The following is a 14,663-nucleotide window of genomic DNA, read 5'->3' as shown; positions in this document are numbered from 1 at the left end:
TTCCTGTGCTGACGATTCACGCCGCCGACGAGGTGCGGTACACGTGGGACGACCCTGACCCCGTCAAGGACGGCGCGGTGGCCGTGCAGGGCGACCGGGTCCTTGCCGTAGGGCCGCTGGAGGAAGTCCAGGAGCGCTTTCCGGGTGCTCGTGTGCGGCGTTGGCCCGGCGTTCTGGGTCCTGCTCACGTCCATGAGGGCCCGCTTCCGGACGCGCCGACACCCCGTGAACGCATCCATGAGGTGCTCAAGTCGGGCGCGGTCGCGGTACTGGAGGAGCACGCGGACACTCCCGAACTCCGCGCTGCCGCTCAGCGGAACGACGTGGTCGTGTTGCCCAAGTCCCGCCGCACCGCGATCGTCCACACCGGCCGAGCGGATCTGGCCGTTTTCGACGCCTCCGGCGAGTGCCTGGCAACGATCTGTGCGGGACGCCTGATCCACAGACGCCGGTGACCAGTTGCCTTCAGGGGCGCGAGGAACTGCGCGACAAGCCCCCACCGCCCCGCACCCGAAAAGCAACCAGCCACCTTTCTCACCCCGAAAAAGCCACCCCAAAAGCCCCCGCATCCTGAGAAACCCCACTGCAATTGGTCGCCGCGTCGTCAGAAGATGCATTCCCCTTCTCGCACTCCTGATCCCGAAAAGTCGCCCACATCGAAACCCACGCGACCCCCTTCTCCTCCGCGAATGCCCGCACTTCCGCCGCGTCCGCCAGAGAGAACGTCTCGTTGTCGACGTCATTCACACCGATCATCGACGTCAACGCCATCCCCTGCCACGCCCCCGCCTCCGAGAGCCCGAAGATGTCTGCCAGCTGATCGTGCGTCGCCGCGGCCGACGCGAGCGCGTACTGCCCCATGTCGCCGGCGTACTCGCTGCTGTAGTTCATCGTCATGATGTTGACGGTGGACACCTGCACGGAGTTGTTGTTGGCCGAGTCGAGCAGGGCCACGCTGTCGTCGTCGAGGCCGCTCGGCATGACGGGCAGGGTGAAGGTGACGCTCAGGTCGGTGCGTTCCTTCTGCAGCAGGGCGATCGCCTTCGAGCGCAGTTCGACGGAGGCGGAGTCGGTGAGCGTGTCTCCCTCGACGTCGAAGTCGGCCTGGGTCGAATTCGCGGCGTCGAGTGCGGCTCCGTAGGCCTTGGCCAGCGCGGACGCGCTGTCGCAGACCTCGGCGAGCTCCTTGCCGGAGGCGCCGCCGAAGGACACGCGGACCGAGCCACCCGCCGCCGCGAGCTTCGCTGTACGGGACCTGACGGCCGAGTCGCCGATGGCCGTCGTACCGTTCCACTTCGGTGTGCAGGTCGTGCCGTCCGAGATCACGAACGCCAGGTTGTACGTCGTCGGCGAGCCCGCTGTGTCGTTGTCGGACGCGTCGGTGGCGCTGACGTACGGGGCGAACTCGGTGGTCGAGGCCGAGCTCTCCGAGGGCGAGGCGCTCGCCCGGGCCTGTTGGGAAGGGGGCGCGGAGGCGGCGTCGGAGCCGCTGCCCGCAGTGCTGTCCGTGTTGCTGTCCGAGCCCGATGAGCACCCCGCGCAGGTCAGTGCCACCAGACATGTGAATCCGGCGGCCGACCTCAGAAAACGCCTCATCGCGTATGCACCCGCTCTCGTGATGTCTGTCCTGGATTCGGAGTGGAAAGGTCTCACACGAGCCTGTCCTTCATGAGGACAGCGAACGCACAGAGATTTCACGGACAGCGTGTTGTGAAGGGTGCGAACGGGGCAAGCAAGCGGGACAATCGGCCCCTTTCCATCAGGGGCGGGTCGCGCAGGCTTCCAGGGAATCTCTCAGAAGATGCACAGGTTAAGGAGTTTCTCATGGGCGTCTCACATGAGAACCAGAGTTTCAGTCACATGAAGCCCTCCTAACGTCCGGGGAATGCACTCCGAGCCTGCCATCGAAAACCGTGCCGACGGCCGTAGCCGCGGCCGCGGCCGTCGCCGTAAGAGCGGCAAGGGGGCCGACGGGTCCAACGCGTCCGACGTGACCGCGGACGGTCCCGTCTTCGTGGACAACTCCGGCCGCCGGGCGAAACTGCTCCGCCGGTTCGGCACCTTCGTCGGTGTCGTCTGTCTTGGGTATGCCGTCGTGCTCGGCATGGCCTTCATGGGCTGGGGCACGTCGCTCACTCCGTCCTCACTGCTGCCCTTCGGGGGCGGTGGCCCCGGCGGCAGTCAGCGCCCGGGTAGCAACCAGCAGCCGCAGGGCGGCTTCGGTGCGGCCCCTTCGGGCGCGCCCACAGGCGGCGCCACCCCGCCCACCAAGCCCTCCGGCACTCCGCCGGCCGGCATCGCCACGGGCGAGCCGCCCGCTTCGACACCGACACCGGCCGCCACCGCCGGCGCGACCGCCACCGCGTCCGCCTCCGCGGACGCCAACTGACCGGAACGCAGCCACCACATGACTACGACGACCACCTCGCGCGGCCGCAGGCGCGCCCCCTCGAAGGTGCAGCGGGCCGCCGGCAAGGCCGCGGCGCTGCAGAAACCGCGAGTCATCCTCGCCCTGCTGCTCCTGCTCGCGCTGACCAGCGTGATGCTGCTCGACGGCTATCTGCGCGCGGAGGTCGGCGGCGACCAGCGCGTACGTACCGGGGCCAGCTCCAACGACGTCCCCGACAAGGTCATCGACGGCGGACCGATCCTCAGCTTCCGCAACGGCCAGGCGGTGACCCAGTCCGTGCCGGAGAAGACCATCGCGCTCACCTTCGACGACGGCCCCAACCCCACCTGGACGCCCCAGGTCCTGAAGATCCTTGAGGAGTACGACGTCCCCGGCACGTTCTTCGTCGTCGGGTCGATGGTGTCGCGCTACCCGAGCATCGTCCAGACGATGGTCGACCAGGGCAATGAGATCGGCATCCACACCTTCACGCACGTCGACCTCTCCTACCAGAGCGACGCCCGCGTCAACCGTGAGATGCAGCAGACCCAGCTCGCGCTGGCGGGCGCGGCCGGCATCACGACGACGCTGTTCCGGGCGCCGTACTCGTCGGAGGCGGACGCCATCGACAACTACAGCTGGCCCGTCTACAAGAAGCTCGGCGAGGAGGGCTACACCAGCGTCTTCGTCGACACCGACAGCGACGACTGGAAGCGGCCCGGAGTCTCGAAGATCATCAAGTGGGCCACGCCGGAGGACGGCAAGGGCGCCTCGGTGCTCTTCCACGACGCCGGCGGCGAGCGCTCGCAGACGATCAAGGCATTGCCGGCGTACATCAAGAAGATGAAGGCCGCCGGCTACACCTTCACCACCATCAGCGGCGCGATCCAGCAACAGGCGTCGAGCGCGCGGCAGACCGCCACGGGTACGGGTGCCACCGCGGGCTCGGGCTCGGGCACCGCCGAGGGCCAGCAGCAGCCCGGTGGAGCGCCTACCGGCGGGCAGAGCAACGGGCAGGCCGGCAACGGACAGTTGGGCAATGGGCAGTTGGGCAACGTCCCAGGAGGAGGCAGCGGGACGTCGAGTCTCCAGGCCGCCCACCGCACCGCCACCGGCGCGACCCTCTACGAGGGCAAGGCCCTCATCGCGGCCGTGGCCGTCGCCGAATGGGCCGTACCGGGACTGGCGACCGGACTCGCGGTCGTCGGCTTCGCCGTCATGGGCCGGTTCGGGATGATGCTGATCCTCGCCCGCCGCCACTACCGGCAACGCAACCGGAAACGCGGCCGGGGCGGAAAGTTCAGCTGGGGGCCGACGGTCACCCGTCCGGTCACCGTGATCGTGCCCGCGTACAACGAGAAGGAGTGCATCGCCAACACCCTTGAGTCGCTGGCGAAGAGCACCCACCCGATCGAGATCATCGTCGTCGACGACGGCTCGGACGACAACACGTCCCAGATCGCCCGCGACGCGGCCCTCTCCTTCGGCATGACGAACGTCCGGGTCATCCGCCAGGAGAACGCGGGCAAGCCGGCCGCGCTCAACAACGGTGTCCGCAACGCCAGTTACGACATCGTCATCATGATGGACGGCGACACGGTCTTCGAGCCGGACGCCGTGCACCAGCTCGTGCAGCCCTTCGCCGACCCCGAGGTGGGCGCGGTCGCGGGCAACGCCAAGGTCGGCAACCGCAACACGATCATCGGCGCCTGGCAGCACATCGAGTACGTGATGGGCTTCAACCTCGACCGCCGTATGTACGACCTGCTGCGCTGCATGCCCACCATCCCCGGCGCGATCGGCGCGTTCCGCCGTGACGCGGTCCTGGAGGTCGGCGGCATGAGTGAGGACACACTCGCCGAGGACACCGACATCACCATCGCGATGCACCGCGCGGGCTGGCGCGTCGTCTACCAGGAGCACGCCAAGGCCTGGACGGAGGCGCCCGGTTCGCTCAAGCAGCTGTGGAGCCAGCGCTACCGCTGGTCGTACGGCACGATGCAGGCCCTCTGGAAGCACCGCAAGTCCCTTACGGACAAGGGCCCGTCGGGCCGCTTCGGCCGCGTCGGTATGCCTTTGGTGGTCATCTTCCAGATCATCACGCCGGTCTTCGCCCCGCTGATCGACGTCTTCACGGTCTACTCGATGATCTTTGTCGACTTCCAGGCGGCGATCCTGGCCTGGCTGGCGGTCCTGGGCATCCAACTCGTCTGCGCGGCCTACGCGTTCCGTCTGGACCGGGAGCAGTACCGGTACCTGCTGATGATGCCGCTGCAGCAACTGGCGTACCGGCAGATGATGTACCTCGTCCTCATCCACTCCTGCATCACCGCCCTCACCGGCGGGCGCCTGCGCTGGCAGAAACTGAAGCGCACGGGCGAGGTCGGCACCCCGGCGGGGGCAAGCTGATGAGCCAGAACCACGGCTACGCCAATAACGAGGGTTATGGGTACGGGTATGCGTACGGGGACGGGTATGCGCACGGGGACGGGTACGGCCAAGTCCCCTACGGGCAAACGGAGTACGTGCCTGAGTACGTGCCGGAGTACGCGCCTCACCATGTCCCGGAATACATGCCCGAGAGCGAGCCGGCGTACGTGGAAGAGCCTGCCGCCGCCATCGGCGACGCGAACCCCACCAGGGAGACCGAGCTCCCGAATCCGCCGGAGACGAAGCAACCGGCGGGCCGCGACCGTTACTTCGACACGCTGCGCGCCGTCGCTCTCGTCCGGGTCGTCACCTACCACACCTTCGGCTGGGCCTGGGCCGGCATGGTGTTCCCGTCGATGGGGATCATGTTCGCCCTCGCCGGCACACTGATGGCGAAGTCCCTGGAACGCCCCGCCCTCAAGGTGATCAGGAGCCGGGTCCGCCGGCTCCTGCCCCCCTTCTGGTTCTGGGGCTTCTTCGTGATCGTCGCGATGATGGTCCATGACTGGATGCCGGGCTGGCAGATCGTCTTCTGGGTCGTGCCGCTCGGTGACCCGCCGGGCAACGCCTGGGGCCAGCAGGCCTGGGAGATCCTCTGGTACCTGCGTACATACCTCTGGTTCGTCCTGCTGTCCCCGCTGCTGTTGCGGACATTCCGCCTGGCCCCGGTGGCCGTGCTGCTCCTCTCCCTGGCCCCGATCGTGGTGCTCCACTACCTGTGGGAGCCCCCGGACAACCGCTTCGGCAACGGCCTCACCGACCTGGCCACCTTCCTCTTCTGCTGGGTGCTCGGCTTCGCGCACCGCGAAGGCGTCCTGCGACGGCTCGAACCGGCGCTGGTGGTCCCGCTCTCCCTGGCCGCCATCGGGTTCGGCGGCTGGTACGCCTTCACCCACCAGGCCGAGACAGGCTCCTACGACCTCGACGACATCCCGCTCGCGCAGGCGTTCTGGTCGGCTGGCTTCGTGACGTTGCTGATGTACGCGAAGGCGCACTTCGAGATCGACTTCGCGTGGCTCACCCGCCACAAGCGGCTCGACCGCCTCGTGACGATCTTCAACGCGCGCGCCGTCACGCTCTATCTCTGGCACGAGATCGCCCTGATCCTGGCCGTCCCGCTGATCGACCAGTTCTGGAACGTCCCCGCCTTCGAGAAGTACCTGCCGCTGGAGAGCCAGTGGTTCATGTTCGGCGTCGGCTGGATCCTGATCGCCGTGTTCATCCTGCTGTGCGGCTGGGTGGAGGACGTCGCCGCCAAGAAGAAACCGACACTGCTGCCGTAGGCGGCCGACCGAGTGGTGCGGAGAGGGTCCGGGCGCCTCAGGTACGCCCGGCCCGCACCCGTGCCGCCGGGAGGCCATGACGTACGTACTGCCACAATGGGCACGTGACCCGCGCATCCCTGAACAAGCAGCCGCACGAAGTCGCCTCGATGTTCGACGACGTGGCGGAACGGTACGACCTCACGAACGACGTGCTCTCGCTCGGCCAGGACCGCGTGTGGCGCAAGGAGGTCGCGAAGGCGGTCGACGCCCGCCCGGCGCAGAAGATCCTCGACCTGGCCGCCGGTACGGCCACGTCCTCCCTTCCGTTCGCCCGCACGGGCGCCTACGTCGTCCCGTGCGACTTCTCCCTCGGCATGCTCAGGGTCGGCAAGCGGAACAACCCCTGGCTGCCCTTCACGGCGGGCGACGCCACCCGGCTGCCCTTCAAGGACGACACCTTCGACGCGGTGACGATCTCCTTCGGGCTGCGCAACGTCCAGGACACCGGCGCTGCGCTGCGGGAGCTGTACCGGGTCACGCGGCCCGGCGGACGGGTCGTGATCTGCGAGTTCTCGCACCCGACCTGGGCCCCCTTCCGCACGGTGTACACGGAGTACCTGATGCGCGCCCTGCCCCCGGTCGCCCGCGCGGTCTCCTCGAACCCCGACGCGTACGTCTATCTCGCCGAGTCCATCCGCGCCTGGCCCGACCAGCCGGCCCTGGCCGAACTGCTGCGCGACGCCGGCTGGTCGAAGACAGCCTGGCGCAACCTCACAGGCGGCGTCGTGGCCCTGCACCGCGGCTTCAAGCAGCCGTAGCCGTCGCCACCGCTGTGCTCGTCCTCCCGGTCACCTGATCGCCTCGAACTCGAACGCGTCTCCGGGACGGTCGAGTTCACGCTCCAGCCCGCCTCGGGGCGGCTTCGGCACCCGCGGCTCACGCACCCCCGCGCCACCGCCGCCCTCCCCGCCCCCGAAGTCGAACCACACGGTGACGAAGGCACCGCGCGGTATCGCGGCACCGGGCGGCGGATACTGCCGTACGACGTAGTCGACGAGGGTGAGGTGGAATTCGGGCCGGTCGGGCGCGGCGAGAAGCACCCCGTGAGCCCTGGCCCTCTCGCGCGCGTCCATGGCCATCAGGCCGACAAGCTTCGGCACACGCACGTCGGGTGTGTTGGGTGTTGTGCGCACAGACGTCACCCCCAGCGGTACGGGCAGGGTAACCCCGGCCGCGTACCGTCCGGAAGCGTTGAGTGATTTCCGGCGCCGAATCGCTACGTTCTGTAATCGACGGCGATCACAGATCAAGCCGGTAGCAGTGCCCCTCCTGCTCCAGCGTCGGCGTCGTGAAGACGTCCGTGAGCCGCATGCCGAGCCGTCGGGTGACCGCGATGGACCGTTCGTTGCGGGAGAGGACCATCGCGACCACGCTGGGCACGCCCGCCGAACGCACCCTGTCCAGCGTCAACCCGGCCGCGGCGGTCGCGTACCCCTGCCCCCAATAGGCCCGTCCGAGCCGCCAGCCGATCTCGATCTCGCCCTTGGGGCCCCAGTCCTGCGGCCACGGCTGGGCGCCCGTGAAGCCGATGACCTGGTCCGACTCGTCGAGCATGGTCCAGAAGCAGAACCCGTACTCGGCGTCGTGCCGACGCTGACGGGCGGTGAGTTCCTCGTAGACGGAGAGTTCCGCCGACCTGCCCCCGTGGAACTCCATGACATCGGGGTCGTCGAAGACCCGGTGCCACGCGAAGGCGTCCTCATCGGTGGGAACACGGAGGCGTACTACGGGGAGCGCTCGGTTCACGGGGCAGCCCTTCAGCCGGGTGATCAGTACTGCTGAATAGACTGCCCATGTCCAGTGCCTGTCGGCACGCAGATTTGAGAGTCTTGGGGAGAACCCGTCGTGACCGAGCCCCTCTCCGAAAACACCGCCGATGTGATCGTCGTCGGGGCCGGGCCAGCCGGTTCCACCACCGCCTACTACCTGGCGAAGGCCGGACTCGACGTACTGCTGCTGGAGAAGACCAGCTTCCCGCGCGAGAAGGTGTGCGGCGACGGCCTCACGCCGCGGGCGACCAAGCAGCTCGTCGCGATGGGCATCGACATCTCCGAGGAGGCCGGCTGGCTGCGGAACAAGGGCCTCCGCATCATCGGCGGCGGTGTCCGCCTCCAGCTCGACTGGCCGGAACTCGCCTCCTTCCCGGACTACGGCCTCGTCCGCAAGCGCGACGACTTCGACGAACAGCTCGCCCGCCAGGCCCAGAAGGCGGGCGCGCGCCTGTACGAACGCTGCAACGTCGGCGCCCCGATCACCGACGACCGCACCGGCCGCATCACCGGCGTGCACGCGAAACTCGGCGAGGACAAGCGCGAGGTCACCTTCCACGCGCCGCTGGTGGTCGCGGCCGACGGCAACTCCACCCGCCTGTCCCTGGCGATGGGGCTGCACCGCCGCGAGGACCGCCCGATGGGCGTCGCGGTCCGTACGTACTTCACCTCGCCGCGCCACGAGGACGACTATCTGGAGTCCTGGCTGGAACTCTGGGACCGGCGAGGGGCCCAGGACCGCCTGCTCCCGGGCTACGGCTGGATCTTCGGCATGGGCGACGGCACGTCCAACGTCGGCCTCGGCGTCCTCAACACCTCGGACTCCTTCAAGGAGCTGGACTGGCGTGAGGTGCTGAAGGCCTGGTGCGCGTCGATGCCGGAGGACTGGGGCTACACCCCCGACAACATGACCGGCCCGATCCGCGGTGCCGCCCTGCCCATGGCCTTCAACCGGCAGCCCCACTACACGAAGGGCCTGCTGCTCGTCGGTGACGCCGGCGGCCTGGTGAACCCCTTCAACGGCGAGGGCATCGCCTACGCCATGGAATCCGGCCAACTCGCCGCCGACGTCATCGTCCAGGCCCACGCGCGGGCCACACCGGCCCAGCGGGAGATCGCCCTCCAGCGCTACCCGCGCGTGCTCAAGGACACCTACGGCGGTTACTACACGCTGGGCCGCGCCTTCGTGAAGCTCATCGGCAACCCGAAGGTCATGAAGATCGCGGCCGAACGCGGTCTGACCCACCCCCTGTTGATGAAGTTCACCCTGAAGATGCTGGCCAACCTGACCGACCCGACGGGCGGCGACGCGATGGACCGGATCATCAACGGTCTGAGCAAGGTGGCCCCGAAGGCGTGATCAGGAGCTGAGGGCCTCCTGTTTGGCGGCCCGTCGCGCGAACACTTCCTCGCGACGGTCCGCCACCTGCCGCAGCGCGTCCTTCCGCTCCCGCCTGGAGAGCCGGTCCAGATACACGCGCCCGTTCACGTGGTCGGTCTCGTGCTCCAGACACCGGGCGAGGTATCCCGTCCCCTCGATCACCAGAGGGTTCCCGTCCTGATCGAGCCCGCGCACGACGGCACGATCAGGACGCGGTACGTCCATCACGGCCCCCGGCACGGAGAGGCACCCCTCGCCCTCGTCGAGGAGGCGTCGGTCACCGGCGCCGAGCGGCTCCAGCACCGGGTTGACGATGTGCCCGACATGTCGGACACCGTCGTCGTCAGGACAGTCGTAGACGAACAGCCGCAGACCGACGCCGACCTGGTTCGCCGCGAGCCCGGCTCCGTCGGCCGCATACATCGTCAGGAACATGTCGTCGATGAGCGCGGCGAGTTCGGGCCCGAACTCGGTCACGTCCCGGCACGGCTTGTGCAGGACTTCTTCGCCCACTTCGGTGATCCGTCGCACGGCACCGCGCTGTGCCTCGGGCGTGAGCCGAGGGTACGAGTCGACGGGCCTGCCCTGTACGAAGACACGAGGCATCGCTGTCTCTCCTTCTGCTGTGTGCGGTACCGAGGAAGTACCGAGGCCTCAGCCTCACACAGCCATCCCCCGCGGGGACGGAGAGCGGTGAAGAGCGAAGGGTCGCTGCCCGACAACGGCAGCGACCCTCACCCGTGAATCCTTGACCTCGACGGTCCGCTCAGAGAACGCGCACCGCACCCGACGCCGGGTATCCCGACAGGTCCTGGACGACGACGCCCTTGGACGGGTTGGCCGCGTCCAGGTACTGGCCGTTCCCCACGTACACCGCCACGTGGTAGGCGGAACCCTTCGCACCCCAGTACAGGATGTCGCCGACCTGGATGTTCGACAGGGAGACCTCGGTGCCCTGCATCGACTGGTCCTGCGAGACCCGGGGGAGATCCACGCCGACCTGCTTGAACGCGGCCTGGACCAGGGAGGAGCAGTCCCACGCGTTGGGTCCCGTGGCGCCCATGACGTAGGCGTCGCCCAGCTGCGCGTTGAGGAAGGCGATGACGGTCGCGACGCTGCCACTCGCGGGGGCGGCCACCTGCGACGTCTGGGAGCTGGAGCTCGAGCCCGAGGCGGCCAGTGTGGAGCGCTCGGCGGAGCGGGAGACAGCGGCCTCCGCAGCGGCCTTGCGAGCGGCCTCGGCCTTCTCCTTGGCCTCCGCCTTCTGCTTCGCCTCCGCGAGGTCCTTACGGGCCTCCTGGGCGGCCTTGGAGGCCGCGGCGTCGCGCTCCGCCTGGAGCTCGTAGTTCGCGGCGGCCTGCTGCGTGGCGTCCGCGGACTCGGCGATCTGGGTGGCCAGGTCGGCCGTGATGGTGGGCAGTTCGAGTGTCTGCGTCACAGGTTCGGCGGCGTTCGCCGCACTGGACGCACCCGCCACTGCCAGGGTGCTGAGAACGCCACCGGCGACTCCGGCGCGCATCGCCAGCGACGAGGTGCCGGCACGCCGGGGCTTCCGGTGGCTTCGTATGTGAGCGGTAGCGGTGTGGGACATGGGTACTAGCGGTACCAGCGACTCCTCCATACCTTCAAGAAACGTGTGCTGCGCCACAGTTGTTCAATCGAGCCCCCAAATTCCCGGACTGTCACTCTTTATTGACGCCGTAACGGGCATTGCGGACACAGGCGATCATGCCTGTGATCATGCACTTTCGCTGGTACGCCCGAATTGCCCGCTGCTTACCATCGGTTGCGGTCCGTGGCCAACCCCCGATCTTCACAGGCCTTCACGGATGTGGCACAGGTCACGGAACGGTCACCGGTCGGGGTGCGTCTCGCGGGGGAATCGTCGATCGAGGCCGCTCGTGAACGCGTGCACGCACGGACAGGCATCCACATTCACCACTTCTCCTCCTCGCGGGTGTGAACGCGCTCCACTATCAAGCGCTCCCGTCCATCGCCAATTTGCCTGCAGAAGAAGTCTCTTGATATGGAGACGTCGCCTCTGACCAGCGGTAACCGGGGAAAATGTCACCTCTGGTGATCACGTGGACGCTTCGAGTGTGAAGATCACCGCTCATCCGACTTCATGATCCTTCGTCAGGTGGTGGAGATCACAAAGGTTCGGCAATACCCCGTGTCGCAGATCACAGACCGCCGGGCATAGGATGCGGGGCAGTTGGGCTTGTGACCTGCTTCACATGTTCTCGATCTTCGCCGGGACGGGCGGGGTTCGCAGGGCGGACGGGGCGGCGCGGGCCCCAAGCAATCGCCAGCAGTCAGTGCCGACTGAGAGGAGCGAGGAGCGGTGAACGCGTATGCGCCCATCCTCGTACTGGGAGCCCTCGGGGCAGGCTTTGCGATCTTCTCCGTGATCATGGCTTCGCTCATCGGCCCGAAGCGGTACAACCGGGCCAAACTAGAAGCTTATGAATGCGGGATCGAGCCGACACCCACGCCGGCCGGCGGTGGGCGATTCCCCATCAAGTACTACCTGACGGCGATGCTCTTCATCGTCTTCGACATCGAGATCGTCTTCCTCTACCCCTGGGCCGTCACCTTCGACGCCCTGGGTGTTTTCGGGCTCGTGGAGATGTTGCTCTTCGTGCTCACCGTCTTTGTCGCGTACGCGTACGTATGGCGGCGCGGCGGCCTGGAATGGGACTGAGGGGCCTCTAAGACATGGGACTCGAAGAAAAACTGCCGAGCGGATTCCTGCTGACCACCGTCGAGCAGGCCGCGGGCTGGGTGCGCAAGGCGTCCGTCTTCCCCGCCACGTTCGGACTCGCCTGCTGCGCCATCGAGATGATGACCACCGGCGCGGGCCGCTACGACCTGGCGCGCTTCGGCATGGAGGTCTTCCGCGGCTCACCCCGCCAGGCGGACCTGATGATCGTGGCCGGCCGGGTCAGCCAGAAGATGGCGCCGGTGCTGCGGCAGGTCTACGACCAGATGCCCAACCCCAAGTGGGTGATCTCCATGGGGGTCTGTGCCTCGTCGGGCGGCATGTTCAACAACTACGCCATCGTGCAGGGCGTCGACCACATCGTGCCGGTCGACATCTATCTGCCCGGCTGCCCGCCGCGGCCCGAGATGCTGATCGACGCGATCCTCAAGCTCCACCAGAAGATCCAGAGCTCCAAGCTCGGGGTGAACGCGGAGGAAGCGGCCCGCGAGGCGGAGGAGGCCGCGCTCAAGGCACTGCCCACGATCGAGATGAAGGGGCTGCTGCGATGAGCGACGCGAACGGCACCGGAGCGGACAGGCCGGCCGAGGGGGTCAACCCCGAGAAGGACCTCGCCGCGTCCAACCTCCCCGGCCAGCGCGGCGACGGCGGCGAGGAGATCCGCGTCCAGCGCGGCATGTTCGGCGCCAACAACGGCGGCGACACCTCCGGTTACGGCGGCCTGGTCCGTTCCGTCCGGCTGCCGGGCGACTCGGCGAGGCCGTACGGCGGCTGGTTCGACGAGGTCGCCGACGAACTCGAAGGCGCCCTGGAGGAACAGGGGCTGGTCCCCGAGAACGTGATCGAGAAGACGGTCGTCGACCGTGACGAGCTGACGTTCCACGTCGAACGCGCGTACCTGCTCGCCGTCGCCCAGACCCTGCGCGACGACCCCGCCCTGCGCTTCGAGCTCTGCACGGGCGTGAGCGGAGTCCACTACCCGCACGACAAGGGCCGTGAGCTGCACGCCGTCTACCACCTGCGCTCGATCACCCACAACAGGCTGATCCGCCTCGAAGTCAGCGCCCCGGACAGCGACCCGCATGTCCCGTCGCTGGTCTCCGTCTATCCGACGAACGACTGGCACGAACGCGAGACGTACGACTTCTTCGGGATCGTCTTCGACGGCCACCCGGCCCTCACCCGGATCATGATGCCGGACGACTGGCCGGGCCATCCGCAGCGCAAGGACTACCCCCTCGGCGGCATCCCCGTCGAGTACAAGGGCGCCCAGATCCCGGCTCCGGACCAGCGGAGGTCGTACTCATGAGCACGCAGCACGCAACTCCGCGCGACACCACCGAGGGCGCCGTGTACACGGTCACCGGTGGCGACTGGGACGAGGTCGTCCAGTCCGCGGCCCGTGCCGACGACGAGCGCATCGTCGTCAACATGGGCCCGCAGCACCCCTCCACCCACGGAGTGCTCCGCCTCATCCTGGAGATCGACGGAGAGACGGTCACCGAGGCCCGCTGCGGCATCGGCTATCTGCACACCGGCATCGAGAAGAACCTCGAGTTCCGCACCTGGACGCAGGGCACGACCTTCGTCACACGCATGGACTACCTGACGTCCTTCTTCAACGAGACCGCCTACTGTCTCGCCGTCGAGAAGCTCCTCGGCATCGAGGACCAGATCCCCGACCGCGCCACCCTCGTCCGCGTGCTCCTCATGGAGCTCAACCGGCTGTCCTCGCACCTCGTGTGCATCGCCACCGGCGGGATGGAACTGGGCGCCACCACGATCATGATCTACGGATTCCGTGATCGTGAAATGATTCTCGACATCTACGAGCTCATCACGGGCCTGCGGATGAACCACGCGTACATCCGGCCCGGCGGACTCGCCCAGGACCTGCCGCCCGGCGCGGTGGACCACATCCGCGAGTTCGTGAAGAAGATGAGGAAGAACCTTCCCGAGTACGACAAGCTCGCCACCGGGAACCCCATCTTCAAGGCCCGCATGCAGGACGTCGGTCACCTCGACCTGGCCGGCTGCATGGCCCTCGGCGCCACCGGCCCGATCCTGCGCTCCACCGGCCTCCCGCACGACCTGCGCAAGTCCCAGCCCTACTGCGGCTACGAGGCGTTCGACTTCGACGTCCCCACCGCGGACTCCTGCGACTCCTACGGCCGCTTCCTGATCCGCCTGGAGGAGATGCGCCAGTCGCTCAGGATCGTCGAGCAGTGCCTGGACCGGCTGCAGCCCGGCCCGGTCATGGTCACCGACAAGAAGATCGCCTGGCCTGCCCAGCTCGCCCTGGGACCGGACGGACTGGGCAACTCCCTGGACCACATCAAGAACATCATGGGCACCTCCATGGAGGCCCTGATCCACCACTTCAAGCTGGTGACCGAGGGTTTCCGCGTCCCGCCGGGACAGGCGTACGCGGCTGTCGAGTCACCCAAGGGCGAACTCGGGGTGCACGCCGTCTCCGACGGAGGCACCCGCCCCTTCCGGGTCCACTTCCGGGACCCGTCCTTCACCAACCTGCAGGCCATGGCGGCGATGTGCGAGGGCGGCCAGGTCGCCGACGTCATCGTCGCCGTCGCGTCCATCGACCCCGTGATGGGAGGCGTCGACCGGTGACCACCACCCCCGAGGGCGT

At 67.8% G+C, this 14,663-nt stretch carries 15 protein-coding genes; 10 read left to right on the top strand and 5 right to left on the bottom strand.

The window, feature by feature from the left end:
* Window positions 1-5 precede the first annotated feature (5 nt).
* A complete protein-coding gene (locus PV734_RS14680) occupies window positions 6-455 on the top strand; it encodes an imidazolonepropionase-like domain-containing protein (RefSeq protein ID WP_319090499.1) in 450 nt (149 codons plus the stop codon).
* 79 nt (window positions 456-534) lie between these two features.
* Here the strand turns inward: PV734_RS14680 and PV734_RS14675 are convergent, their stop codons facing one another.
* Window positions 535-1,596: a chitinase gene (locus PV734_RS14675; RefSeq protein WP_319289743.1), complete on the bottom strand. Its 1,062-nt coding sequence runs from the start codon at window positions 1,594-1,596 to the stop codon at window positions 535-537.
* A 289-nt stretch (window positions 1,597-1,885) separates the two neighbouring features.
* Between PV734_RS14675 and PV734_RS14670 the strand changes: the two genes are divergently transcribed.
* From PV734_RS14670 to PV734_RS14655, 4 genes are all read left to right on the top strand, one after another.
* Window positions 1,886-2,389: a hypothetical protein gene (locus PV734_RS14670; RefSeq protein ID WP_319289741.1), complete on the top strand. Its 504-nt coding sequence runs from the start codon at window positions 1,886-1,888 to the stop codon at window positions 2,387-2,389.
* An 18-nt stretch (window positions 2,390-2,407) separates the two neighbouring features.
* The gene (locus tag PV734_RS14665) at window positions 2,408-4,798 is read left to right on the top strand and encodes a bifunctional polysaccharide deacetylase/glycosyltransferase family 2 protein (protein ID WP_319289739.1); all 2,391 of its coding nucleotides are present in this window, start codon (window positions 2,408-2,410) and stop codon (window positions 4,796-4,798) included.
* Complete coding sequence (locus tag PV734_RS14660) at window positions 4,798-6,102, top strand: acyltransferase (protein ID WP_319289738.1); 1,305 nt, start codon at window positions 4,798-4,800, stop codon at window positions 6,100-6,102. The genes PV734_RS14665 and PV734_RS14660 overlap by 1 nt, the downstream gene beginning before the upstream one ends.
* Before the next feature lie 104 nt (window positions 6,103-6,206).
* The gene (locus PV734_RS14655) at window positions 6,207-6,902 is read left to right on the top strand and encodes a demethylmenaquinone methyltransferase (RefSeq protein ID WP_319090494.1); all 696 of its coding nucleotides are present in this window, start codon (window positions 6,207-6,209) and stop codon (window positions 6,900-6,902) included.
* 30 nt (window positions 6,903-6,932) lie between these two features.
* Here PV734_RS14655 and PV734_RS14650 read toward each other — a convergent pair whose 3' ends face one another.
* Both PV734_RS14650 and PV734_RS14645 read right to left on the bottom strand, forming a co-directional pair.
* Entirely contained in the window at window positions 6,933-7,250 is a 318-nt protein-coding gene (locus PV734_RS14650) for a PASTA domain-containing protein (protein WP_319289736.1), read from the bottom strand.
* A 133-nt stretch (window positions 7,251-7,383) separates the two neighbouring features.
* On the bottom strand, window positions 7,384-7,890 hold the full coding sequence (locus tag PV734_RS14645; RefSeq protein ID WP_319090492.1) for a GNAT family N-acetyltransferase: 507 nt from the start codon (window positions 7,888-7,890) through the stop codon (window positions 7,384-7,386).
* 99 nt (window positions 7,891-7,989) lie between these two features.
* Between PV734_RS14645 and PV734_RS14640 the strand changes: the two genes are divergently transcribed.
* Window positions 7,990-9,273, top strand: a complete 1,284-nt coding sequence (locus tag PV734_RS14640; protein ID WP_319090491.1) for a geranylgeranyl reductase family protein — start codon at window positions 7,990-7,992, stop codon at window positions 9,271-9,273.
* Here the strand turns inward: PV734_RS14640 and def are convergent, their stop codons facing one another.
* Together def and PV734_RS14630 are read right to left on the bottom strand one after the other, a co-directional pair.
* Window positions 9,274-9,900 carry a peptide deformylase gene (gene def, locus PV734_RS14635; protein ID WP_319090490.1) on the bottom strand — a complete coding sequence of 209 codons (627 nt, stop codon included), beginning with the start codon at window positions 9,898-9,900 and terminating at the stop codon, window positions 9,274-9,276.
* 160 nt (window positions 9,901-10,060) lie between these two features.
* Window positions 10,061-10,915 (bottom strand): C40 family peptidase, encoded by an 855-nt coding sequence (locus PV734_RS14630; RefSeq protein WP_319289734.1) that lies wholly within the window; start codon window positions 10,913-10,915, stop codon window positions 10,061-10,063.
* A 723-nt stretch (window positions 10,916-11,638) separates the two neighbouring features.
* Between PV734_RS14630 and PV734_RS14625 the strand changes: the two genes are divergently transcribed.
* Genes PV734_RS14625 through PV734_RS14610 form a run of 4 tightly spaced genes read left to right on the top strand, consistent with a single transcriptional unit; the run spans window position 11,639 to window position 14,644 of the window.
* Window positions 11,639-11,998: an NADH-quinone oxidoreductase subunit A gene (locus PV734_RS14625; protein WP_005476348.1), complete on the top strand. Its 360-nt coding sequence runs from the start codon at window positions 11,639-11,641 to the stop codon at window positions 11,996-11,998.
* Window positions 11,999-12,012: 14 nt separating this feature from the next.
* Window positions 12,013-12,567 carry a NuoB/complex I 20 kDa subunit family protein gene (locus PV734_RS14620; protein WP_006382209.1) on the top strand — a complete coding sequence of 185 codons (555 nt, stop codon included), beginning with the start codon at window positions 12,013-12,015 and terminating at the stop codon, window positions 12,565-12,567.
* Window positions 12,564-13,325 (top strand): NADH-quinone oxidoreductase subunit C, encoded by a 762-nt coding sequence (locus PV734_RS14615; protein WP_319090488.1) that lies wholly within the window; start codon window positions 12,564-12,566, stop codon window positions 13,323-13,325. The genes PV734_RS14620 and PV734_RS14615 overlap by 4 nt, the downstream gene beginning before the upstream one ends.
* Window positions 13,322-14,644 carry an NADH-quinone oxidoreductase subunit D gene (locus PV734_RS14610; protein WP_319090487.1) on the top strand — a complete coding sequence of 441 codons (1,323 nt, stop codon included), beginning with the start codon at window positions 13,322-13,324 and terminating at the stop codon, window positions 14,642-14,644. The genes PV734_RS14615 and PV734_RS14610 overlap by 4 nt, the downstream gene beginning before the upstream one ends.
* Window positions 14,645-14,663 lie beyond the last annotated feature (19 nt).

Source organism: Streptomyces sp. AK08-02, assembly GCF_033795085.1.
In the GTDB taxonomy this organism is placed as follows: domain Bacteria; phylum Actinomycetota; class Actinomycetes; order Streptomycetales; family Streptomycetaceae; genus Streptomyces; species Streptomyces echiniscabiei.
Note: the sequence above shows the minus strand (reverse complement) of the source record. Positions and strands in the feature narration are given on the sequence as shown.

Coding starts and splice junctions, on each gene's coding strand:
- PV734_RS14630 (WP_319289734.1), bottom strand. CDS start 10,915: ATGGAGGAGTCGCTGGTACCGCTAGTACCCATGTCCCACACCGCTACC.
- PV734_RS14615 (WP_319090488.1), top strand. CDS start 12,564: ATGAGCGACGCGAACGGCACCGGAGCGGACAGGCCGGCCGAGGGGGTC.
- PV734_RS14620 (WP_006382209.1), top strand. CDS start 12,013: ATGGGACTCGAAGAAAAACTGCCGAGCGGATTCCTGCTGACCACCGTC.
- PV734_RS14610 (WP_319090487.1), top strand. CDS start 13,322: ATGAGCACGCAGCACGCAACTCCGCGCGACACCACCGAGGGCGCCGTG.
- PV734_RS14670 (WP_319289741.1), top strand. CDS start 1,886: ATGCACTCCGAGCCTGCCATCGAAAACCGTGCCGACGGCCGTAGCCGC.
- PV734_RS14665 (WP_319289739.1), top strand. CDS start 2,408: ATGACTACGACGACCACCTCGCGCGGCCGCAGGCGCGCCCCCTCGAAG.
- PV734_RS14675 (WP_319289743.1), bottom strand. CDS start 1,596: ATGAGGCGTTTTCTGAGGTCGGCCGCCGGATTCACATGTCTGGTGGCA.
- def (WP_319090490.1), bottom strand. CDS start 9,900: ATGCCTCGTGTCTTCGTACAGGGCAGGCCCGTCGACTCGTACCCTCGG.
- PV734_RS14660 (WP_319289738.1), top strand. CDS start 4,798: ATGAGCCAGAACCACGGCTACGCCAATAACGAGGGTTATGGGTACGGG.